This is a genomic window from Marasmitruncus massiliensis, assembly GCF_900186535.1.
In the GTDB taxonomy this organism is placed as follows: domain Bacteria; phylum Bacillota; class Clostridia; order Oscillospirales; family Ruminococcaceae; genus Anaerotruncus; species Anaerotruncus massiliensis_A.
Genome location: NZ_FYDE01000005.1, coordinates 1,609,576 through 1,631,142, shown reverse-complemented (window position 1 = coordinate 1,631,142; position 21,567 = coordinate 1,609,576). Strand labels below are relative to the sequence as shown.

Below are 21,567 nucleotides of genomic sequence, written 5' to 3'. Positions count from 1 at the left end.
GATTATGCGTTCTTTTCCACTGAAATTTCACTTGTTAGTGCCATCATCATACCATAGATTGCTTTTTCTAACCACAGTTTCGGCACAGACTGTACAGATTGCTCAAAGGATAAACCGTTCAAATAGGGAAATCCTTAAAAAGGAAAGCGTTTCCCTGTTTTCTTGATGGGAAACGTATGATATGGCATAATATAGTAGATTGGTTTGCCATAGTGTAATTCATATTACTGCTAATTGGAGGTATCGTATGTACGAGAAGGTTTTAAGCGTAGGAAAAATCGGTCGGGTTGAACTGAAAAACCGCTTCATCATGCCCGCCATGGGCTCCCACCACGGGCAAGAAGACGGAAGCGTGGGCGATGAATTGATTGCTTACTACACCGCGCGCGCAAAGGGCGGCTTCGGTCTGCTGATTACGGAGTTCACAGCCATTTCACCGGAGGGAAAGGCGCTTCCCGGGCAACTCGTGAACTATTCCGACGACTGCATCCCCGGCTTTAAAAGGCTGGCGGATGCCATTCACACACAGGAAAGCAAAATTTTCATGCAGCTTCAGCATTCCGGACGGCAGACCACTTCCCACTTTACCGGTTTGCAGCCGGTTGCTCCGTCACCTATCCCATGCCCCGTGAATATGGAGCCGCCGCGGGAACTGACCGTCGATGAGATTCATGAGATTGTTGAAAAATTCGGCGACGGAGCGCTCCGCGCGAAAACCGCAGGCTTTGATGGCGTGGAAATTCACGGCGCGCACGGTTACCTGCCCGCGCAGTTCATGTCCAGCTACAGCAACAAGCGCATTGACGAATACGGCGGCGATTTGATGGGAAGGGCGCGTTTTTCCATAGAGCTGATCCAGAAGATCAAACAAAAATGCGGTAAGGAGTTTCCCGTTATCTTCCGCATCAGCGGTGACGAGCGGGTGGAAAGCGGGAGAAAACTGAAGGAAACCGTATTGATTGCCAAACTGCTGGAGGAGGCAGGCGCGGACGCAATCCATGTATCCACAGGCGTTTACGCCAGCATGCCATACATGGTCCCGCCGGCTAATGTACCACAGGGATTTAATCTGGATGCAGCGCAGGCAGTCAAGCAGGCGGTTCATATCCCCGTAATTGCCGTCGGCCGCATCATCGATCCCGTTATGGCGGAGGATGTGATCGCAAGCGGTATTGCAGACTTCGTTGCGCTCGGGCGGGCGTGTCTGGCCGACCCGGAATTTCCCAACAAGGTTCAGGAAGGCAAAGCGGACGAGATTTCCCCCTGTGTCGGCTGTTTAACGCGCTGCAACGGCGCGCCCGGTATTGACCCGAATGACCACGGCGTTTCCTGTATGATCAATCCCTTCACCGGGCATGAGCGGTTCATGCAGATTAACAAAGCTGAAAAGACCAAAAACATCGTCGTCGTTGGCGGCGGCATGGGTGGTCTGGAGGCCGCCTGGGTCTGTGCGGCCAGAGGGCATCAGGTCACGCTGTTTGAGAAAAATAAAAAGGTCGGCGGGCAGGTTATCCCCGGAAGTGTGCCGCCCTTCAAGCATGAACTGACCAGGGCAATCCGCTTTTATGCCACAATGTGCAAAAAATACGGCGTCGATATGAGGCTTGGCACCGAGGCGGATGCGCAGGCTGTTCTCGGCCTGAAGCCCGATGAGGTAATTCTTGTAACCGGCGCAACGCCGGCCGCGCCGGCCATCCCCAACGAAGGTATACCGGTCGTGCAGGCTGTTGATGTGTTGAATGGTCAGGTCATGGTGGGCAAACGCGTATTGATTGTCGGCGGCGGGCTGGTCGGGCTTGAAACCGCGGAATACCTGCTGACACAGAACCGTCAGGTAACCGTTGTCGAAATGCTGGATCAGGCGGGCGCGGGGCTGCACCCGAGTATTCAGTTTTTTGTTTTCAGGGCGCTGAAAGAGGGCGGTGTTGATATTCTCACCAATACCAAGGTAGAAAAATTCCTCGCCGACGGCGCGATATGCTCCACCGGTTCCGGTGAGCTAACACTTTCAGGTTACGATATGGTGGTTCTGGCGGTCGGTTCAAAAGCGTACAACCCGCTTCAGGCCGCGCTGGAAGGAAAAGTGCCATCCCTCCATGTGATCGGCGATGCGGAAAAACCGCGGAGAATTGTGGATGCCATTGAGGAAGCCGCCAGGCTGGCTGTAAAAATTTAAGAAGTCAAATGATGATACTGCCAGACGCGTCATCACGCGTCTGGCTATTTTAATACCATGTGTTCGCTATTGATTGTAGAAATCAACACAATAAAAGATCGTATCAAATCGACAATTTTCATTCATGACTTACGTACGTCTTTTTGATATAATAGTATTTATCAAAATTTTGTAACGTCGTCGAGGGTATTTACATGATGAAATATATCTGTTTTTTATGTTTCTGCCTGCTGTTCGCAGGATGTGCCTCTGAAAATGAGATCCCGCATGGTGCAGAAAGCGCCGCCGACTCATCAGCCGGTTCATCTGTTATGAGCAGTTCCTCCGATCCAAGCGAACTGTCATATCAGGCAATTAAAACGGCAGGCCTGACTGCACAGGAGACCATTGAAAAATTTTTTGAGCTGCAATATAAAGCATATATAGATTTGGACTATATCGACATGAGCCATTTGATGGACATGAGCATAACAGCCAATCAAAATTCTGCCGTATGGCTAAAAACACTGATTCAGCGCAGGAGACTGCTTGCTGAAAATCATGATTGCTATGTTGAAAGGCAGGCATATCCTTATACAATCACTTATGACCAGGAACCGGAAGACATCCGTATGGAATTCTGGAAAAACCGTGGAATTTCGAATGAAGATGAACTGACCATTCATTTTACGATTACCGGGGAAAAAAGCCGGGCTTACCCTCCTGTATTTGCAATGAACGCACAGCACACCATGAGGCTGAAGCAAGTCGATGATTTCTGGATCATTACGTTTCATTATTTCCCCGGTTCTGTGCGCAGATATGGGCGAAACGCGAAGCTTGAACTGCCGTCTGAAGAGAAAATGCTGGAGGAGTTGTCCAGAGAGTTCCGGGAAATCCCCTCAGACAATCAAATCGACATACCCAACGGCGCTTTTTCCTATCATGGTGCAAAAGCGGCGGAATATGCCAAAGCCTATTGTCAATCTCCGAACCCTTTGTTTTATGACATCGGAGACTGGATGGGCAATTGCGCCAATTTCACTTCGCAATGTATTTTGAATGGATTCGGTGAGGGGGAAAACGAGCCCTCGTTTATGACTTCCGAATGGTATGCGGGGGCAGGAGGAGGCTCACCCGCATGGGAAAATGTTCAGCATTTTTGGAACTACGCGATACTTCAAAAGCAAAAAGGGCTTCGGGGATATCTTGTCAACTCCATTAAACAGCTCAAAACCGGCGGCCTTGTCCAAGTTCACACCAGAAACTCAGGCGGTGACGGGTTCAACCACAGCCTGCTCCTGGTTGACAGCTCTACCCTTATGTTTGCTCAAAATTCGCCGGGCTGCTTTGTTTATTACTCGGATCTTGTAAATGTTGATCTCCGCTTTTTTAATCCGGCGTATTTTATAAAATGATAAAAGTTGCAGCTAACATGATCTTTTAAGTTGGCGGCGGTACGTACGAAGTTCCGCCGCCTCATTTTTTGTGCTTCGAACGAAAAAAGGGTTGGGATTCTATCTGAATTCAGCAATCAGAGAATTTAAAAAAGACAGATGAAGTTCTTCATCCAGGATGATACGGCGGAACAACGCCTGCATACTTTCATTTTTGATCCGTTCAGCCAACATGGAGTAATGAGCGATGGCGTTCCTCTCCCCCTGCGCGTCGGCCTCATAAATATCGGGCAATTTACATCTGTAGTCGGGAAATTTTCCGCTCCAGAACTGATTGACTGTTCCCGAGCATAATTTTGGCGCCATGCCCAAATTTTTAAGAAGGTTTCCGAGTAAATCCTGATGAATCATCTCTGTCGCCGCTATATGCTGATAAGCCGTATAGATATCCGGCAGTTCATTCAGGAGTAACCGGTGAAATCTATATTGGGCAATTGCGGTCGTTTCAGACCCTTTTCCAGTGTAGGCATCGGAAATCATCCGGGCATAACGCTGGTCGCCGTCGCGAATGGTTACCGCAGGGTAAGGAGCATTCGACCGGAATCGTTCCGGTGAAATCAAATCTTTCATACTACGCCTCCTGACATGATGCATCTATTACAGGCATATGCGGGACGGCGCAAAGATAGAGCAGGAAACAATTTATTTTTCGGGACGGCAATGAGTTTTACCGGTTTCAAAGTTGGCGGCCGGCATCGTTTTACGGTTCTGCTCTCAGTGATTTGAATTCGGGCGTTCAATTGTGCTATACTAATAAAAAAATTACTTTTCTTGATTGATAAGGGAGATTTTATGATTGATGTTCTTGGCATGACGAAAAAATACGGCAGGTTCAAGGCCAACGACAACATTACCCTGTCGGTGGGCAGCGGCGAGCTTGCCGTGCTCCTCGGGCCAAACGGCGCGGGAAAGTCAACTCTGATAAAGTCAGTTTGCGGACTTCTGCGTTTTGACGGCTCGGTTACTATCGGCGGGTATGAAAACCATACAACAGAGGCAAAGCGGCTTTTGGGGTATGTGCCGGAGTTTCCCGTGCTGTACCCGATGCTGACGGTGGCGGAGCATCTTGAATTCATTGCTAAAGCGTATCGGCTGAGCACCTGGGAGGAAAACGCGGAAAAACTGCTCCAAAGATTTGAACTGGACGACAAAAAGATGAAGTTAGGCAAAGAACTTTCAAAAGGAATGCAGCAAAAGGTAAGCGTGTGCTGCGCGCTCCTTCCGCAGCCCAAGGCCATTATTTTGGATGAGCCTCTTATCGGCCTTGACCCGCATGGTATCCGCGAGCTGAAAGCGGTCATTTCGGAGCTGCGGGAGAGCGGCTGCGCCCTGCTCGTCAGCACCCATATGATCGAAAGTATGGAAGAAAACTGGGATGTAACCTATATTATGGTTAAGGGGAGAATAGAACGCGTCTGCCGCCGCGCGGACCTTGATGCAAACCAGAGCCTTGAGGACGTTTATTTTGCCATTACGGAAGGTAACAGCCAGGAGGGCAAGTCATGAGCAGCCTCGTTTTTCTGCTGGCAAGGAGCGTAAAAAACAGCTTTCTGGAGCTTTTGCGAAAACCTGCAAAACTGATATTATGGATCTTTGTCATTGCAATGCTCGGCGGGGTCCTTATCCTTTCAATGTTTACGCGCCAAAGCGCAGACAGCACGCTTGACATCATCTGGCTCAAGGGCATTTTTTTCTTGTTCACTCTGCTGTTTGTTGCGATTGCCATACAAAAGGGGCTGTCAAACGGCGACGTCATTTTCGACATGAACGACGTCAATTTCCTGTTCGTCTCCCCAGTCAGCCCCCGCCTGATATTGATGTATGGAATCATCCGCATGGCAAAGATGGCATTTGGGGCAGGCTTTTTTATTCTGTTCCAAAGCAATTCCCTCGGCACCAGCTTTGGCATTGGCTTTGACGCAGTGCTGCTTTTACTGCTCGGATTTATTCTGGCCGTCTGTCTGCTCCAGATCCTGTCGCTTTTGATATACAGCCTGACAAACGGAAACCCTTCGCGCAAGCTTATGGTCAAGGTGATTTCCGTCCTGGTCTTTCTTCCGTTGATCGTTTATGCCGGCGTGCAGTTTTTTAAAACCGGCAATCCGCTTTTGGCGCTGGAAAACACGCTGCGTTCCCCTTTCATCGCCTGGGCTCCGGTGGCGGGCTGGGCGTCGGAAGGTGTCATTTCATTGATTTCCGGCGATGTGGGGAACGGACTTTTGTTTTTCGGGCTAATTCTGCTTTCAGCGGCACTGCTGATCCTTTATATCGCCCTGAGCAATCCCGATTATTATGAAGACGTGCTGGTTGCTACGGAAACCGCGTTTGAGAAAAAACGTGTCATATCCCAAGGGAACATGAATACGGAAGCCGCCTCGACGAAAAAAGTGAAGGTTTCCAGAACCGGCATCGGAGGTTTGGGAGCAAGCGCCCTTTTTTATAAGCATTTGCGGGAATCCTTCCGTGCAAACCGGCTTGGCCTTTGGGGACTGTCATCCGTCATCACGGTATTGGGCGCGGCTTTGTTTTCCCTGTTGCTGAAGGACGGAGGCGGGGGGATTATCACGCTTCTGCAGGTTCTGATGTGGATGCAGATATTCCTGATCGGGACGGGACGGGGCCTGAAGGAGCTTTATGTGCATTATATCTATCTGATCCCTGAGAGCTCTTTTCGTAAAATCGTCTGGAGCAACGTGGAGATCGCGTTCAAGGTATTGGTGGAAGCCATTTTCATCTTCTTCACTGCGGGACTTATTACGGGCGCGTCCGTTCTGCTGATTGTTGCGGCCATCGCGGTTTACGTACTGTTTTCCTTTTTGCTCCTGGGCATCAACTATCTTTCGCTGCGCTGGACGGGCGCGGACATCAGCGCCGGGCTTTTGATGGTCATTTATACCATTGCAGTTTTGGTCATTATGCTGCCCGGCCTGATCGCCGCGATTGTCATTGGCAGCATGTTCGGCGACATTGGCGTTTTGCTTGGGTGCGGGATACTGGCATTATGGGAGCTCTTTGCCGCATTCGGCTGTTTCGCGTTTTCAAAGGGAGTTTTGCACCGGTCGGATATGCCTGTAATGAGAACCGGAAAGCAATGATCAATACGATATGCCAATTACGGAATCTGACACTATCAATGATATCGATTGGAGCATGAGAATATGGAGCAATTTGAATACAAAACACTGTTTACTGACGCCAAAGGAGTGTTTGGAGGGAAAGTCGACCAAGGTGTGTTTCAGAATGAATTGAATGAGTTAGGGTTGCAGGGATGGGAGTTAGTAAGCACCGTCGCTGCCGCTCAAAGCTATGGAAGTACAAGGTGGATCATCTCGATATTGAAACGTAAGATTCGGTAAGCAAACTCATTATCTCTTGGAGTACGAAAGGAAAAACCCGCAGGTCGGCTTGACAAGCTGCTCTGCGGGTTTTTCCTTTCTGTTTTTCAGATTTGTTTGCCCTTTTATAAACGGCCTGATAGTTCACTTTTTAAAACCCAGGCCATTTTATCAATTTCTTCTTTTGTATTATACATTCCCAGCGATGCCCGAACCGTGCCTTCTGTTCCCAGCCGTCTCAAAACCGGTTGAGCACAATGGTGGCCTGCACGGACGGCTATGCCCTCCGCATTCAGCGCCTGACCGATTTTCTCATTGGATATCCCCTGTACGACAAAAGAAAGAATACTCGTCTTTTGTTTAGCACAGCCGACCAGCCTTATTCCGGGGACTTTCAGCAGCTCTTCCTGTCCGTATTCCAGAAGGGAATGTTCATGTTCTCGGATGGCATCCATTCCTGTCCGGGAAACATAATCAATCGCAGTTCCAAGCGCCACCGCGTCGGCGATATTTCCTGTACCTGCCTCAAACCGGTGCGGGGCGGCCTGATACTGCGTTTTTTCAAAAGTAACATCGCGTATCATGTTGCCTCCGCCATGATACGGCGCCATTTGATTTAAGATATCCAATTTTCCGTACAGTACGCCGATCCCGGTCGGTCCATAAACCTTATGCCCGGAGAAGACATAAAAATCAGCGTCAAGCGCCTGTACGTCCACCTTGATATGGGAAATTGCCTGTGCGCCGTCTACCACCACTTTCGCCCCGGACCGGTGGGCGGCGGATATCATCTCTCCAACCGGCACAATTGTACCAAGCGCGTTCGATACATGCGCAAGCGACACGATCTTTGTTTTCGGTCCGAGCATCCGAGCATATTCGTTCAAATTAACCTGCCCGCTCTCATCTATCGGAATTACACGCAGACTGGCGCCTTTTTCGGCGCATAACATCTGCCACGGAACGATGTTTGCGTGATGTTCGAGGCACGAGATCAGTACCTCGTCGCCTTCCCCAATATTCGCTTTTCCATATGTCTGCGCAATTAAATTGATTGCTTCGGTTGCTCCGCGCAAAAATATAAGTTCCGATGATGACGGCGCGTTCAGAAAGTACCGTATCTTTTCCCGTGCTTCTTCATATGCGTCTGTCGCGCGTGCCGCCAGTGTGTGCGCTCCCCGATGGACGTTGGAATTTTCATGCTCATAAAAATAGGTGAGCCTGTCAATGACGCACTTTGGCTTTTGTGTCGTCGCTGCATTATCCAGCCAAACGAGGTCTTTTCCATTTACCTTTTCGGACAGGATGGGAAAATCAGCCCGGATTGCATCAATATCATACCGGGAGTTCCATAAATCGGGCAGCGACCACCCTTCCGGAAGGAGGCCCGATTGCGTAAATACAGCGGAAATGGTATTGCTAAGTTCATCCTGCACCTGGTCGGGGCCTTCACCGCTTGTCTTAAAGGCCGAAAAATACGTGTTGGCAATTTGTTCAATCAGTTTTGTATCCGCAATATTGTTTTCTTTGAAAGCCCCCACGCAAGCATCGATTTGCTCATCGCTGACAAACAATCCAGTATTATTCATTGTCATAATAATTCCCGATTTCCACATCTTCCAATACTGCGAGGGCATCATCCGCCAATACGGCTGCCGAACAGTACAGGGATAACAGATAGATTCCGATTCCTTTGTTATCAATTCCCATAAATCGAACCGACAGCCCATTAGACTGTTCGCCCTGCAGTCCGGTTTGATAGAGGCCAATCACGCCTTGTTTCTTTTCGCCCGTCCTGACGAGCAGAATATTCGTTTTGCCCTTGCCGTTCCCGGGATTTCTTTGCCCATCCACGAACAGCTTATCTGTCGGTATTAACGGAATCCCACGCCAGGATATAAAAGGGGATCCAAATAAGGTTACCGTTACGGGAGGGACCCCACGCTTTGTACATTCCCGTCCGAACGCGGCGATTGCTTTGGGATGCGCCAGAAAAAACGAGGGTTCTTTCCATACTTTCGTAATCAGCTCATCCAGATCGTCCGGCGTAGGGAATCCGCCCCGCGCTTTCAGACGCTGGGAATCCGCAACATTATGCAATAGCCCGTAATCCTCATCATTGATAAACTGGCTTTCCTGTCTTTCATGGATGCTTTCGACCGCCAATCGAATCTGTTCATGAATCTGGTCATACGGATGATTGTAGATATCCGATACCCGCGTGTTGATATTGATGATCGTGGAAATCGAATCTAAAATATACTCCCGCGGCTTGGTAACATAATCTACAAATCCTTCCGGAATGTTATCATTTCCGGTCCGGTTGCACAGCATATCCAGCGGCGTATGCCCTTCCGTAACCTTATTCAGCCGAAACACACCCGTTTTCAGCGGCTTGAACTCCATCAGCCTGCAAAGCCATCTTGGAGTAATCGATTCAAACTGCGGTACAGTTTTGACAACATCTGCAAGCTGATATGCCGCTCTTGCAGACAAAGCGTTAAGATCCTTTGTATTATCCGACATAAGCAGTCTCCTTTAAACTCTGAACTATAGGTTTATTATTTCAGATATTCCAAAAAATACCCATCATCGTCAAAAGGAGTTTTTTCATCGCAAAAGCTCCACGGAACCCCGCGTCTAACACGGGATTTTCTCGTACAAAAAGCCGGTGTGCAGACTGCACACCGGCTTTCTTATTGCATGCTATATAAAATCGCGTTCATGATTGCCGCCGCGACATTGCTGCCGCCTTTGCGCCCGCGCGCCACGATATGGGGTACGGGAGCCTGCAAAATAAGTTCCTTGGACTCGACCACATTGACGAACCCGACCGGCACCCCAATGACCAGCTCCGGAAACAGCTTTTTTTCCTGGATCAGTTCATACAGCCTGACAAGCGCGGTCGGAGCGTTCCCGATCGCGAAAATCAGCGGCTTGCCAACAGACAGCGCTTTATCCATGCTGGCACTAGCCCTCGTCGTCCCGTTTTGCCTGGCAGCGACGGCAACATCTTCGTCCGACATAAAGCAAAGCACCTCTCCCCCATAGCGTGCAAGCTCCTTCTTATTGATTCCGGATTTTGCCATCTGCGTATCCGTTACGATCGAAGCGCCCTCACGGATGGTTTTCTGCGCCTTTCTTACAGCGTCCTGTGAAAAGATCAGATTTTCTACATAGTCAAAGTCCGCTGTTGTATGGATGACCCGCTTGATGACCGGTTCCTGCACCGGGTCCAGCGTAATGCCCCGCTCGCAGAGAAGTTCCCCGATGATTTCCATACTGCGCCGTTCGATGTCGGCCGGAAGCACATTTTGCAGCTGCACCTTCATGGCAATTCCCCTTTACAGTTCAATTCCTTTACGCGCCGGTATTCCCTGATCAAACGGATGCTTGCGCTTTACCATCTCGGTGACATAATCCGCATGGTCAAGCAGCCATCGAGGAGGGTTGCGTCCGGTCAGCACAAGCTCCAGCGCTTCCGGCTTCTTCTCAACCAGGCTGCGCAGAAGATCGCTGTCGATCAAATCACAGCTTAAGGCCCCAAGGATTTCGTCCAGAATCAGCAGGTCGCATTTGCCTTCCCGCGCTGTTTCCACCGCTGTCAGAAGATTTTTGGAGTTGAGGTCGTAGGTTTGCTGCAATTCCCGTTCGTCCATCTGAAAAGTAAATTTGCTGCTTGCCTTTCCCCGCAAAACAGTGATCTCAGGAATCCGCGCAAGAGATTGGAGTTCCCCCGTCTCCTGCCCTTTCAGGAACTGCACGATCAGCACCTGTTTTCCGCATCCCGCGGCGCGGACCGCCAGCCCTATTGCCGCGGTTGTCTTTCCTTTCCCGTCTCCGCAGTAGACATGAACAAGCCCCTGATTCATATACCCGCCTCCAAAATCTCATAGATTTTTTCCATATCCAAACTTTCCCTCACAGACTGCGCGAGCAGGTCGTACTGCTGTTCCCTGTAAGCAACCGGATCAAAGGTCTCCAGATTGCCCCAATCGACCCCTCTTGCTTTGCAAAGGGCAATCACCAGGGCTTTTGCGCTCTCGGGGCGGTCAAAAATTCCATGCACATAGCTTCCGTAAATATTACCGGAAGCAGCGCCGTCCTGCTTAGTCTCGCCATCCTCGGTCAGCAGGCTGCTGATTGTGTCAGCGCATTCTGTCCTGCCCATGTGGATCTCATATCCTTCAATTGGAACTTCTGAAAGTCCTTTGAGCACTCCCTCCATCTTTCCAAACCAGCCTGTCACTCTGGTGCGGGTTTTCTGCGGTTCAAAGACAGTTGCAACCGGGAGCAGCCCCATGCCCTTCATGATGCCTCCGTGTTCCACATGCTCCGGGTCGCTGAGGGTTTCGCCAAGCATTTGGAATCCGCCGCAGATGCCGAATACTGCGCCGCCCGCCGCCGCGAATTTCTGAATTGCGGACTCCAGCCCGCACTGCCGCAGCCACATCAGGTCCTCCATTGTATTTTTTGTGCCGGGCAGGATAATCAAATCCGGTGATTTCAATGCAAAAACCGTTTTCACATAACGCACGGAGACCCCTTTGATTGCGGAAAGCGCGTTAAAATCCGTAAAATTCGAAAGCCTCGGGAGTCGGATGACCGCGATGTCCACCAGTCCCGAAGAGTCGGTTTTCTCCAAACGCTCGGAAAGGCTGTCTTCATCGTCAATATCCAGATGCAGATATGGGATGACTCCCAGGACGGGCACACCGGTAATCTTTGCAATCATATCCAGCCCGGGCTGCAGGATCGCCTTGTCTCCGCGAAACTTATTGATCACCAGTCCCTTTACCATCGCGCGCTCATCCGGTTCCAGCAGCATCATCGTGCCGGCAAGGGACGCGAAAACGCCCCCACGGTCAATATCCCCCGCAAGCAGGACCGGAGCTTTGGCCAGCCTCGCCATCCCCATATTGACAATGTCGTCGCTTTTCAGATTGATTTCCGCCGGGCTTCCCGCCCCCTCAAGCACAAGGATCTCATATTGTTCCGCAAGGCTGTGAAACGCCTGCATGATCTGCGGGACAAGACTGCCTTTCATTTTAAAATATTCGGCGGCGCTCATGTTCCCCAACACTTCACCGTTTACAATGACCTGCGAGCCGGTATCACTGGACGGCTTGAGCAGAATCGGATTCATCCGCACAGACGGTTCGATTCCGGCCGCCTGCGCCTGCATGACCTGCGCGCGCCCCATCTCCAGCCCCTCGCGCGTAATATAGGAGTTCAGCGCCATGTTCTGCGATTTAAACGGGGCGACCGAATAGCCGTCCTGCCGGAAAATCCGGCAGAGCGCCGCCGCCAGCAGGCTTTTCCCAGCATTGGACATCGTCCCCTGCACCATAATGGTTTTTGCCATATCCTCTTACCCCTCCTCTCCGATGATTCCTGCAATAGCCTCTATCAGCCGCTGATTCTCTACATGTGTCCGGACCGACACCCTGTAAAAATCCAGATCCAACCCAAGATAGTTCCCGCAGGAACGGATCAGGATTTTGTCTTTCAGCAGCCGTTCCTTCAAATGATTCATTCCATTATATTGAAAGAACAGATAATTTGCCTGAGATCCGATCACGCACAGCCCCAATTGTTTTAAGGCACCGGTCAGATAGGCGCGTTCCTTTCGAATCACATGCCGAAGCCTGTCCGCATATTCCCTGTCCGCCAGCGCCGCCACGCCCGCGATCTGTGCCGGAGCCGAAACGCTCCACGGCTGCCCGCAGACCGAAATTCTTTGAAGCAGCTCTTCATCGGAACACAGCAGGTACCCCAAACGCAGGCCCGCCATCGCGTAGAATTTTGTGAACGCCCGCAGAATGAGCAGATTCGGATATTCCGAAAGCAGGGGGATTTTCGTATGTGCGTCCGCATCCTCCAAAAACGGAATAAAGCATTCATCCAGCAAAATATGAATTTTTTTCTCCGCGCAGGTTTTGATGATTTTATTCAGCAGACCCGGTTCCATCGTCTGCCCCGTAGGGTTGTTCGGATTGCATAGGATCAGCAGTTCCAGCGGCGGGTTCAGTACGGTCAGCAGCTTCTCCGTCACGCAAAAGCCGTCCTTCGCATCCAGAAAATAATCGAGAATCCCGCATCCCATCAGAGAGAGCGCCTGCCGGTATTCGGAAAAGGACGGCGCGGTGACCAGAGCACGGCGGGGCTTCAGCGCCTGCACGACCTTGTAGATCAATTCCGCCGCCCCGTTGCCGCATGTAATATACGCTTCCGGAATCGTATGGTGTCTGGCAATCGCGGCTTTCAGCTTCCGGCAATAAGGGTCGGGATATCCCGACCAACTTTCAATGGAAGCAGTCAGTGCGGATTGTACGCTGTCCGGAAGCCCCAGCGGGCTGATATTGGCGGAAAAATCCAGCAGTTTATCGGGATAGGCGTAAATATCTCCGCCGTGAGCGAAATCGGTCATAATGTTCTCCTATCAGTGCAAAAGGAAGATGATCAATAACTTCATCAGGGAAAAGGCGGCAAGTGACAGCAGGGAGGTAACAACCATCAGCCGGTTGGCGAGCCGGATGTCATTCGGAATCACCATGCGCCGCGCGTCCCCGATGGTCGGCTTTTCAAACAGGACACCGCCGTAAAAGGCATTGCCCGCAAGCTGAACGCCAAGCGCCCCGGCACACGCCGCTTCGGTCTGGGCGCTGTTGGGGCTTTTATGGTTTTTCCGGTCGCACTTCCAGATGCGGAATGCTCCCGGGCCGTCCAGCCCGGTAAAAAACGCGGCGGCAATCATCAGCAGTGCGCACAAGCGCGCAGGGATAAAATTCACCGCGTCATCCAGTTTCGCTGCAAACTTCCCGAAAGAGAGATACTGCTCATTGCGGTAGCCGATCATGGAATCCAGCGTGTTGATTGCTTTATAGCAGAAGCCAAGCGGTGCTCCTCCAATCAAAAGATAAAACAGAGGCGCAGCGACGCCGTCCGAGGTGTTTTCGGCCACGGTTTCCACTGCCGCTTTCGCGACCCCCGCCGGGGATAGTTTTTCCGTGTCCCGCCCCACGATCATAGAAACCGCGATTCGCGCGGAAGCAAGGTCGCCTTTTTGCAGTTCCCGGTAAACCCTCATGCTTTCCGCTTTCAGCGATCTGACGGCAATGAGCTGGTAGCACATAACTACTTCGAGCAGATACGCGGGCAGTTTTCCCAGATAAACGGCGGCAAAATGGAGCATGCACCAGCTGACGCCTCCGGACAGGCCCACCACAATCAGTGTCAGCAGGATGCCGCCCAGAAGCTCCCCCCGCGGCGTTTTCGGCAGCACGGGGCGGATCAGCTGTTCCAGGCGGGCAATCAGCCAGCCGATCAGCCGGACCGGGTGCGGCAGCCAGTGCGGATCGCCAAGGGCCAGATCCAGCAAAAAGCCCAGCACTACCGCCGAAACAGCATAAAACATTGCTTATTCCCCCGCATAAAATCGTTCCAAATCTGTCAGTATATGCCGATCCATCCATTCCGGTTCGGATGCCTTTGCTTTCCAGCAGCCGAGGTTCTCAATCTGCCAGTCATAAAACGGCCTTGCGGGAACGGCGAACCGCTCGAGAATCGCCATAATCGTTCCCCCATGCGTGACAAACGCGATACCGAGCAAGCGGTCCGAAAACGCCTGTTCCACCGCAGCGGCAAATGCATCGCAGCAGCGGCGCTTAAACGCCCCCATCGATTCGCCGTTCGGCGGAGCCTGTGTCCCGCCGCCGGCAATCCAACTGCGATATGCCAGATCGTTTTCCAGCTCCGCGTGGTTTTTCCCTTCAAAATCACCGAAATCGCATTCCCTGAAATCTTCTTCAATCACCGGCTCCTGCATCGGGTATAAAATCTGAGCGGTTTGCAGACAGCGTTTCATCGGACTCGTAATCACGCGGCTGACCGCCGGATACGCAAGGTTGCAGAAGCACGCTATCCCCGCGTCGGACAGCGGCTCATCCGTACGCCCGATATAGCGCCGCTCCAGGTTGCCCTGCGTTTGTGCATGCCGGATCAGGTAAATGTCCATCTTTCGCGTCATCCTTTCAGCACAGTTGGTATTCCACAGAATACCCGTTCCACTCGGTCGCTGCGCTGCGCAAGATTGCAACAGATGCGGCCGGTGGTTTCCCGCCACTCCCGTTCCAAAGGGTCAACGGGCACAATTCCGCAGCCGATTTCATCGGTGATCCAAATAATCTCCGGGTTTTGCAGGCAAGCCTGTTCCACCCATTCAGCGGGGTCTTTCCCCGCCTCCATCAGCCGCCTGACCAAACGATGCAGATGGTTGACAGCGCGAGCCTGCGGTATCCGGTCGAGCGGGCAGAGCGCGCCGTCACAGACTTCTTCCGGTTTTAAGGCATATTCTGCTTTGACCAGTTCCAGCTTTCCCTGCTGCCTGCCCCCAAGAATCAATTTCATTTCCATTCCCCCATGACGACGACCGCGAACAGCATCACAAGTTCGCAGACCTGCAAAAACCAGCCCGCCAGATCGCCCGTAATCCCGCCGAACTCCTTCATCGACAGGCGTTGATACCAAATAAAAACCGCAGCAGCACCCAAAACTGCCGCACCGCCGGCAAATGGCGAAAGGTACAGCATTAGAGCTGTGCTGACAAGTGCGTATCCCGCCATTGCCGCTCGCACCGCGTTTTTCTGCGCGGCATTGGAAAATCCCGCGGCCAGACCGCTGGTCTTCGCGCAAGGAAATGTAACCACCGAAAAACCGCTCATCGAGCGGGACAGCACAAACCCAAGCGACAGCACCCACGCAGTTTCAGGCCGGAAGCGGTACTCCGCCCACAGACCAAACTGCAATAAAAAATAGACACAGCAGCCGATCAGCGCGAATGCCCCGATGTGCGGGTCTTTGAGAATTTCCAGCTTGCGGGCGGGCGGCTGATGAGAAGCTAGCGCGTCAACCGTGTCGCAGAAGCCGTCCAGATGGATTCCTCCCGTCACGGCAACCGGCAGAACCACTGCTATGGCGGCGGCAGTCACCTGCGAGATACCCAAACGGGTACAAAACAGAAGCCAGAGATACAGCAGGGCTCCGTTCACCGCCCCGACGAGGGGAAAAAAGCAAAGCGCATACCGCATACTTTGAGGTGCCCATTCGACCTGCGGCATGGGAATCCTGGAATACATTGCAAACGCGACTGCAAAAGAACGGCACCATGTTTTCACAGTTTTGCCCCCTTATGATAGACCGGGATGGAACAGACCACTTCCACCACCCGGTCAGCCCTTTGGGCAATCGCGGCATTCAGGCGGCCCAGCAGTTCCAGATAACGCAGGGTTTCCGGGTCATAGGGCTCTCCGTCCGAAAACACCTCACCTGATACAACGACAATCTCTTTTGCCTGGCCGCAAATAACGTCCAAACCGCCTGTAATTTCTTCAAACGCCAGCTCGTGCGCGCCCGCTTTGGAAAAAAGCTCATTGGCGGCAAGGTTTGAAAGGCATTCCAGCAAAACCGCGCTGTCTTCCGGAAGCACTGTCCCGGAAAGTCCGACGGCGCGCTCGATCGTCAGAAATCCACGGCCCGCCCTCGCGGCACGGTGCCGTAAAATCCGGGCTTGGCATTCCCTGTCGCAGGGGTCCATCGTAGCCAGATAGACACGGTTTCTTGCCTTGGATGTCAAAAGGAGCTGTTCGGCGAATTCGGATTTTCCGCTTGCCGAACCTCCGGTTACCAGTGTCAGCATCTTGTTCTCCTAATTCAGCGGCTGATATTGTTCCACTTTGATTTCTTCAAACGTGCTCATTTCGCGGTAGACGGCAAGCCCCATATCCAGAAACGGCAGGCTCGCAACCGCGCCGGTTCCCTCCCCGAGGCACATGTCGGCATAGAGGAAGGGGCGCAGGCCAAGTGCCTGCATCAGCATCGCCGAGGCAGGTTCTTTGGAGCAGTGAGAAGGCAGCAGGCTGTCGGTAACCGCAGGACAGATGCGGGATGCCGCCAGCGCCGCCGTTGCGGAGATAAAGCCGTCTATCATAACCGGCAGGCGCACAGCGGCGCCCCCTAAAAAGATACCGCACAGCCCCGCAAGGTCGTATCCGCCTATCTTGGCAAGCACATCCACCGCATCGGCGGGGTCCGGTTTGTTCTTTGCGATCGCGGCTTCAATTGCGGCGATTTTGCGCATGAGGCCTTCCCGGCTCAGCCCGGCTCCCCGCCCCGTAACCTCCGCAGGCGCTTTTCCAAGCAGAACCGACGCGACAGCCGAGCTGGTCGTCGTATTCCCGATGCCCATTTCACCCGTCAGAATCAGTTGGAACCCCTGTTCTTTTAAACTTTTCGCCAGACTTGCCCCGAATTCAATCGCTTCGATCGCCTGATCACGGGTCATGGCGGGCCCCCGCACCATGTTTTGGGTCCCCCGCGAAATTTTATGGATCAAAAGCCCGTCCCCATGCACATCCCGCTCCACCCCGATATCCACCGGAATGACCTCGCAGTGAGCGGCCCGTGCCATCGCGTTGACGCTGGCTTTGCCTTTTGTAAAATTCTCGGTGACAACTGCCGTCACTTCGCTGCCTGTCTGGGTGACGCCTTCTTCCACAACGCCGTTATCCGCGCAGAAAACTGTTACACAGCGGCGGCTGATGTCCACATCCGCACTGCCGGTTATCCCTGCGATTTTGCAGATGATCTGTTCCATAGCGCCAAGGCTGTTCAGGGGTTTTGCAATGCTGTCCCAGCGCCGTTTGGCCGCTTCGCAGTACCGCATGTCCAGCGGTTTAATTTGTGATGTCAGTTCATTCAGCGTCATTTTGCAGATCCTTTCGATAGGTTTCAGCGGCTTTCAGGAACCGGTAAGCCGCCTTTGGCACAGCGGGAAGGTAAAGATGCGGAAAGCCGGCCCAAAGGTTCCCTTTTGCATGGACACATTTCCAGCTCGTATTGCGCAGCGGCTTTTGCGCGGTAAAATCATTCCCGCAGTTGTTGCTGTCCCAATAATGAAACTCGTGAGCCGGAAGGAACTCCCCCGCCAGGCAAAGCAGGTTGTCCCGCGCCGCTGTCAGCGTTACATAGCCAAAGCGAGACAATTTCTCCGTTTTGAATGCGTCGGCGGGGAGTACCCCGGCCATCGGAAATGGGATTCCGTCCACGTCCTGCAAGGTGCGGTGCAGATACAAAAATCCCCCGCATTCCGCAATCGTCGGCATTCCCTGCTCTATGGCATGTTTGACAGCACCCCGCATGGCGGCGTTTTCCGAAAGCTGCCTTGCATAAAGTTCGGGATATCCGCCGCCCAGATAAAGCCCGCCGATCTGCTCCGGCAAAGCGCTGTCCCTTAACGGGCTGAACGTTACAAGTTCGGCTCCCTCCTCTTCCAGCAGACGCAGGGTGTCCTGATAGTAGAAGCAGAAGGCACGGTCATCGGCAACCGCGATGCGCACCGGTTCCGATAGCTGCGGAATTCGGGGCTTTTCGTATTCCAGCGCCGGAGCGGAATCCGCCAGTTTCAGCAGCAGATCAAGGTCTATGGTCTTCTCCGCCTGCGCGGCAAGCAAATCAAGCTTCCTTTGGATATCTTCCGTTTCATCGGCGGTAACAAGCCCCAAGTGCCGGCTTTCGAGGGTACAGTCCGTCATGGGCGGCAAAAAGCCCGCAACAGCAACACCGCACTCCTGTTCCACCAGCGCTTTCAGTTCCGGATAAAGCATCGGCGAAAGACGATTAAAAACGACTGCTGAAATCCGGCTGTCTTTCCGGAATTCCAGAAATCCTTTGACCAGCGCGGCAATTGAAACCGACTGGCCGCGGCAGTTGACCACCAACACAGCCGGAGTCTGCGTCGCTTCGGCAACCGCGTAGGTCGACGCTTCCACGCTTTTGCCCGCTAAGCCGTCATAATACCCCATGACCCCTTCCAGCACCGCCAGGTCGGCATTCCGTGCCTGTTCCCCCATCAGGCGTTTCACCGTATTGCTGTCCGAAAAAAACAAATCCAGATTGGAGGAAACTGCCGTCCCCACACTTTTGCGGTGGAACATCGGGTCAATATAATCAGGTCCGCACTTAAACGAGGCCACTTTCAGGCCGCGCCTTGCCAGTGCGCGCAGAACCGCGCAGGTCACCGTTGTTTTGCCGCTTGCGCTGGACGGTGCCGCGAACAGAATCCTTGGCAGCGGCTGAAGCCTGCTCATCGCCGTTCTCCTCCCGCGCTGAGGATATAAATGGGGTTCTGCCCCATCATCATATGATTGCCACCCACCGTTTTGGATTTTGCAACCGAAAGCTGCACAATCTCCTGTTGCTCCATTTCCAGACGGTTAAAACAATTCAATACCGCGCCCACCGTTTCCAGCGTAATCGCATTCGCAACAATCCGCGCCGCAGGGTTTTTCTGCAAAGCCAAATCGATCACCGGTGAAATTCCCCCTGAACTTCCGCCGATGAACACCGCGTCCGGTGCGGACAAGTCAGACAATGCCCAGGGGGCCATCCCCTGTACGATTTTGAGATTGGGGACGCCAAATTTCATTTGATTCTGTTTGAGCAGAGCAATGGCATCCGCCTCTTTTTCCACCGCATAGACTACGCCGCCCGGCAGGACCCGCGCGATTTCCACCGAAACGGAGCCTGTACCCGCCCCGATGTCCCAGACGGTCTGCCCCGGCCGAAGGCGCATCTTGGCGATGCAGACCGCGCGCACCTCTTCCTTGGTCATAGGCACATCCCCACGCAAAAAACGGTCGTCAGGTATCCCGTGAGTGACCGGCGGCAGCCTGCGCAAAGCGCCCGCATTCTGAATCAACAGCACCGACAGCGGGTCAAATTCCTGAGAAGAAAGTGCCTTCGCTGTTCCGCTCGTGATGGTTTCATCCGGATAGGACAGCCGTTCGCCTATATGCACTGCGCAGTCCCCGAACCCGTTTTCACACAGGCGGGTACAGATTTCCCGGGCGCTGCGGCTGCCTCCCGAAAGCACAAATGTTTTTTCAGAGGTGGTTACCGTTCCTAATAAATCCTGTTCCCCCGCGTGCAGGCTGATCGGTTTGACATCATCCCATGCAATCCGCAGTTTTGCGCAGAAATACTGCAGGCTGCTGATGCCCGGCAGATATTCCACGTCCTCGCATTCAAGCGGCCGCGAAAGGCCCTTTGCTGCGCTGTAAAATCCGCAGTCCCCTGACACCAGCACTGCTACCGGCTCCGGTTCTTTCTGGGAAAAGATCGCTTCCGCTATTTTTTCAGGGGTTGCGGCGGCAATTTTCCGCGCACGGCTTTCCCGAAAACAGTCCAGCATTCTTTGAGCGCCGATCAGGCAGTTACTTGCAGCAACGGCTTCCGCCGCCTGGGCTGTCAGCAGCTTCGGATTTCCCATGCCGACGCCAACCATATAGATTTTCAAGCAAATCCCCCTCTGATCTGTCTGCAGTTCATTCTTTTTCAGGCTGCGGCGTGGCCGCTTCTATCCGCGAACGAATTTCTTTGATCAGAGCCTTAGCCTGTTTCTGATCCTTCCCGCTGGCGGAGATTCCTACGATAACACTCCCCATGCGAACAAGCTCCGGCAGATGAAAACTGCATTCTTCCGGCGCGTCCGCAACATGAACCGGTACGTTTTCCAGCGTGCATTCTTCGTAGATTGCATGGTTGACGTCCCGGTTGTCGGCAGCGGCCAGAACCATGTCGTATCCCGCGCAGTCCCCGCGCCGGTAGGGGCGGCGAATCATGATGGCTTCCAGTGTTTCCAGCTCGGGTACGGTCTGGGGAGAAACAACTGTCAGGCTGCCGCAGAACGGCAGCAGGGTAGCTGCCCAGTGCGCCGCTTTTGCGCTGCCTCCAAACAAAATAACTCTGCTGGCTGACCAGTCAACAAATACGGGAAAATACGCCGTCTCCCTTTGGGGCCGAGGTTTTGGCCGGAGCGCAAAATCATAAGCCAGCAGCTCCACCAAATCCTCATACAGCATCCCGGTTTCTTCTCGCGGGCGTCCCACCACAATTGCGATTGCGCCGGCGTCCTGTACCGCGCCCAGCTTTTCCGAAATGCCGCCCGCGTCCCCCGACTCTTTTGTGACAAGCACACCGGCGCCGATCTGGCGCATCATCGCCCCGTTCATTTCCCTTGTAAACGGGCCCTGCATGGCAATGATATTTTTGACGGGGTAGCCCAGCGCAAGGCAGCGTTCAATCGATTCCACCGTCGGAAGCACGCGCGGAAAAATCCGTTCCTGATAATTTGGAATCTGTGTAAAGATATGCAGGTCCTTGCTGCCCGTTGTCAGCAGAACCTTCCCGGTAGTCACGTTGAGCACGTCGGCCGCCTGCTGTATATTTTCCACATATACGCAGTCACCGGTCACTCCGGCGGGCCGGAGCAGCCGTACATACCGCGTATCCGCGGCGGCGCAGGCCGCGCGGATATTCTTTGTCGCGACCGCTGCGTAAGGGTGGGTCGCGTCTATGACGCAGTCAAACTGGAACGCCTGCAGAAGGGCGGTCATCTGTTCTTCATCGAGCCTTTCCGCGAGCACCTCGACATTCTCCGGCAGCAGGCTTTTCCCGTAATCTGTCGCCACGCATGCACACACGTGCACATCGCAGCCTGCCAGCCATTCCACAATCCGTCTGCCCTCGGAAGTCCCTGCAAACACTAGAAAATTCGGCATGA

The 21,567-nt window shown here is 53.1% G+C and carries 21 protein-coding genes; 5 read left to right on the top strand and 16 right to left on the bottom strand.

Features of this window, described 5'->3' with window-relative positions:
- Positions 1–247 precede the first annotated feature (247 nt).
- The gene (locus tag C1A10_RS15940) at positions 248–2,176 is read left to right on the top strand and encodes an oxidoreductase (RefSeq protein WP_101911193.1); all 1,929 of its coding nucleotides are present in this window, start codon (positions 248–250) and stop codon (positions 2,174–2,176) included.
- A 194-nt stretch (positions 2,177–2,370) separates the two neighbouring features.
- Entirely contained in the window at positions 2,371–3,573 is a 1,203-nt protein-coding gene (locus C1A10_RS15935) for an amidase domain-containing protein (RefSeq protein WP_101911192.1), read from the top strand.
- A 99-nt stretch (positions 3,574–3,672) separates the two neighbouring features.
- On the opposite strand, the gene C1A10_RS15930 is transcribed toward C1A10_RS15935, so the two are convergent.
- On the bottom strand, positions 3,673–4,182 hold the full coding sequence (locus C1A10_RS15930) for a ferritin family protein (protein ID WP_180951180.1): 510 nt from the start codon (positions 4,180–4,182) through the stop codon (positions 3,673–3,675).
- Positions 4,183–4,404: 222 nt separating this feature from the next.
- Between C1A10_RS15930 and C1A10_RS15925 the strand changes: the two genes are divergently transcribed.
- The 3 genes from C1A10_RS15925 (at position 4,405) to C1A10_RS15915 (ending at position 6,968) form a co-directional block, all read left to right on the top strand.
- Positions 4,405–5,118, top strand: coding sequence for an ABC transporter ATP-binding protein (locus tag C1A10_RS15925; protein ID WP_101911190.1), 714 nt, complete (start codon positions 4,405–4,407; stop codon positions 5,116–5,118).
- Positions 5,115–6,707 (top strand): putative ABC exporter domain-containing protein, encoded by a 1,593-nt coding sequence (locus tag C1A10_RS15920; RefSeq protein ID WP_101911189.1) that lies wholly within the window; start codon positions 5,115–5,117, stop codon positions 6,705–6,707. The genes C1A10_RS15925 and C1A10_RS15920 overlap by 4 nt, the downstream gene beginning before the upstream one ends.
- Positions 6,708–6,770: 63 nt before the next feature.
- The gene (locus C1A10_RS15915) at positions 6,771–6,968 is read left to right on the top strand and encodes a DUF4177 domain-containing protein (RefSeq protein WP_101911188.1); all 198 of its coding nucleotides are present in this window, start codon (positions 6,771–6,773) and stop codon (positions 6,966–6,968) included.
- Positions 6,969–7,072: 104 nt separating this feature from the next.
- Here C1A10_RS15915 and C1A10_RS15910 read toward each other — a convergent pair whose 3' ends face one another.
- From C1A10_RS15910 to cobK, 15 genes are all read right to left on the bottom strand, one after another.
- Positions 7,073–8,542 carry a cysteine desulfurase gene (locus tag C1A10_RS15910; protein WP_242968957.1) on the bottom strand — a complete coding sequence of 490 codons (1,470 nt, stop codon included), beginning with the start codon at positions 8,540–8,542 and terminating at the stop codon, positions 7,073–7,075.
- The gene (locus C1A10_RS15905; protein WP_101911186.1) at positions 8,529–9,473 is read right to left on the bottom strand and encodes a family 2A encapsulin nanocompartment shell protein; all 945 of its coding nucleotides are present in this window, start codon (positions 9,471–9,473) and stop codon (positions 8,529–8,531) included. Before C1A10_RS15905 ends, C1A10_RS15910 begins: the two co-directional genes overlap by 14 nt.
- Positions 9,474–9,643: 170 nt before the next feature.
- A complete protein-coding gene (locus C1A10_RS15900; protein ID WP_101911185.1) occupies positions 9,644–10,279 on the bottom strand; it encodes a precorrin-8X methylmutase in 636 nt (211 codons plus the stop codon).
- Positions 10,280–10,291: 12 nt separating this feature from the next.
- On the bottom strand, positions 10,292–10,819 hold the full coding sequence (locus tag C1A10_RS15895; protein ID WP_101911184.1) for a cob(I)yrinic acid a,c-diamide adenosyltransferase: 528 nt from the start codon (positions 10,817–10,819) through the stop codon (positions 10,292–10,294).
- A complete protein-coding gene (locus tag C1A10_RS15890; protein WP_101911183.1) occupies positions 10,816–12,312 on the bottom strand; it encodes a cobyric acid synthase in 1,497 nt (498 codons plus the stop codon). Before C1A10_RS15890 ends, C1A10_RS15895 begins: the two co-directional genes overlap by 4 nt.
- Positions 12,313–12,318: 6 nt before the next feature.
- A complete protein-coding gene (cobD, locus tag C1A10_RS15885) occupies positions 12,319–13,377 on the bottom strand; it encodes a threonine-phosphate decarboxylase CobD (protein WP_101911182.1) in 1,059 nt (352 codons plus the stop codon).
- A gap of 12 nt (positions 13,378–13,389) precedes the next feature.
- Positions 13,390–14,364 carry an adenosylcobinamide-phosphate synthase CbiB gene (gene cbiB, locus C1A10_RS15880; protein ID WP_101911181.1) on the bottom strand — a complete coding sequence of 325 codons (975 nt, stop codon included), beginning with the start codon at positions 14,362–14,364 and terminating at the stop codon, positions 13,390–13,392.
- A 3-nt stretch (positions 14,365–14,367) separates the two neighbouring features.
- Entirely contained in the window at positions 14,368–14,964 is a 597-nt protein-coding gene (locus tag C1A10_RS15875) for a histidine phosphatase family protein (protein WP_101911180.1), read from the bottom strand.
- Between the two features lie 8 nt (positions 14,965–14,972).
- Positions 14,973–15,356: a bifunctional adenosylcobinamide kinase/adenosylcobinamide-phosphate guanylyltransferase gene (locus C1A10_RS15870; protein ID WP_180951179.1), complete on the bottom strand. Its 384-nt coding sequence runs from the start codon at positions 15,354–15,356 to the stop codon at positions 14,973–14,975.
- A complete protein-coding gene (locus tag C1A10_RS15865; RefSeq protein ID WP_242968956.1) occupies positions 15,353–16,123 on the bottom strand; it encodes an adenosylcobinamide-GDP ribazoletransferase in 771 nt (256 codons plus the stop codon). The genes C1A10_RS15870 and C1A10_RS15865 overlap by 4 nt, the downstream gene beginning before the upstream one ends.
- Positions 16,120–16,644: a bifunctional adenosylcobinamide kinase/adenosylcobinamide-phosphate guanylyltransferase gene (locus C1A10_RS15860; protein WP_101911178.1), complete on the bottom strand. Its 525-nt coding sequence runs from the start codon at positions 16,642–16,644 to the stop codon at positions 16,120–16,122. Before C1A10_RS15860 ends, C1A10_RS15865 begins: the two co-directional genes overlap by 4 nt.
- 9 nt (positions 16,645–16,653) lie before the next feature.
- Positions 16,654–17,712: a nicotinate-nucleotide--dimethylbenzimidazole phosphoribosyltransferase gene (gene cobT / locus C1A10_RS15855; protein WP_101911177.1), complete on the bottom strand. Its 1,059-nt coding sequence runs from the start codon at positions 17,710–17,712 to the stop codon at positions 16,654–16,656.
- Positions 17,699–19,093, bottom strand: a complete 1,395-nt coding sequence (locus C1A10_RS15850) for a cobyrinic acid a,c-diamide synthase CobB (RefSeq protein WP_101911176.1) — start codon at positions 19,091–19,093, stop codon at positions 17,699–17,701. The genes cobT and C1A10_RS15850 overlap by 14 nt, the downstream gene beginning before the upstream one ends.
- Positions 19,090–20,301 carry a precorrin-6y C5,15-methyltransferase (decarboxylating) subunit CbiE gene (gene cbiE, locus C1A10_RS15845; protein WP_101911175.1) on the bottom strand — a complete coding sequence of 404 codons (1,212 nt, stop codon included), beginning with the start codon at positions 20,299–20,301 and terminating at the stop codon, positions 19,090–19,092. Before cbiE ends, C1A10_RS15850 begins: the two co-directional genes overlap by 4 nt.
- A 28-nt stretch (positions 20,302–20,329) precedes the next feature.
- Positions 20,330–21,565: a precorrin-6A reductase gene (gene cobK / locus C1A10_RS15840; protein WP_101911174.1), complete on the bottom strand. Its 1,236-nt coding sequence runs from the start codon at positions 21,563–21,565 to the stop codon at positions 20,330–20,332.
- Positions 21,566–21,567: the final 2 nt, after the last annotated feature.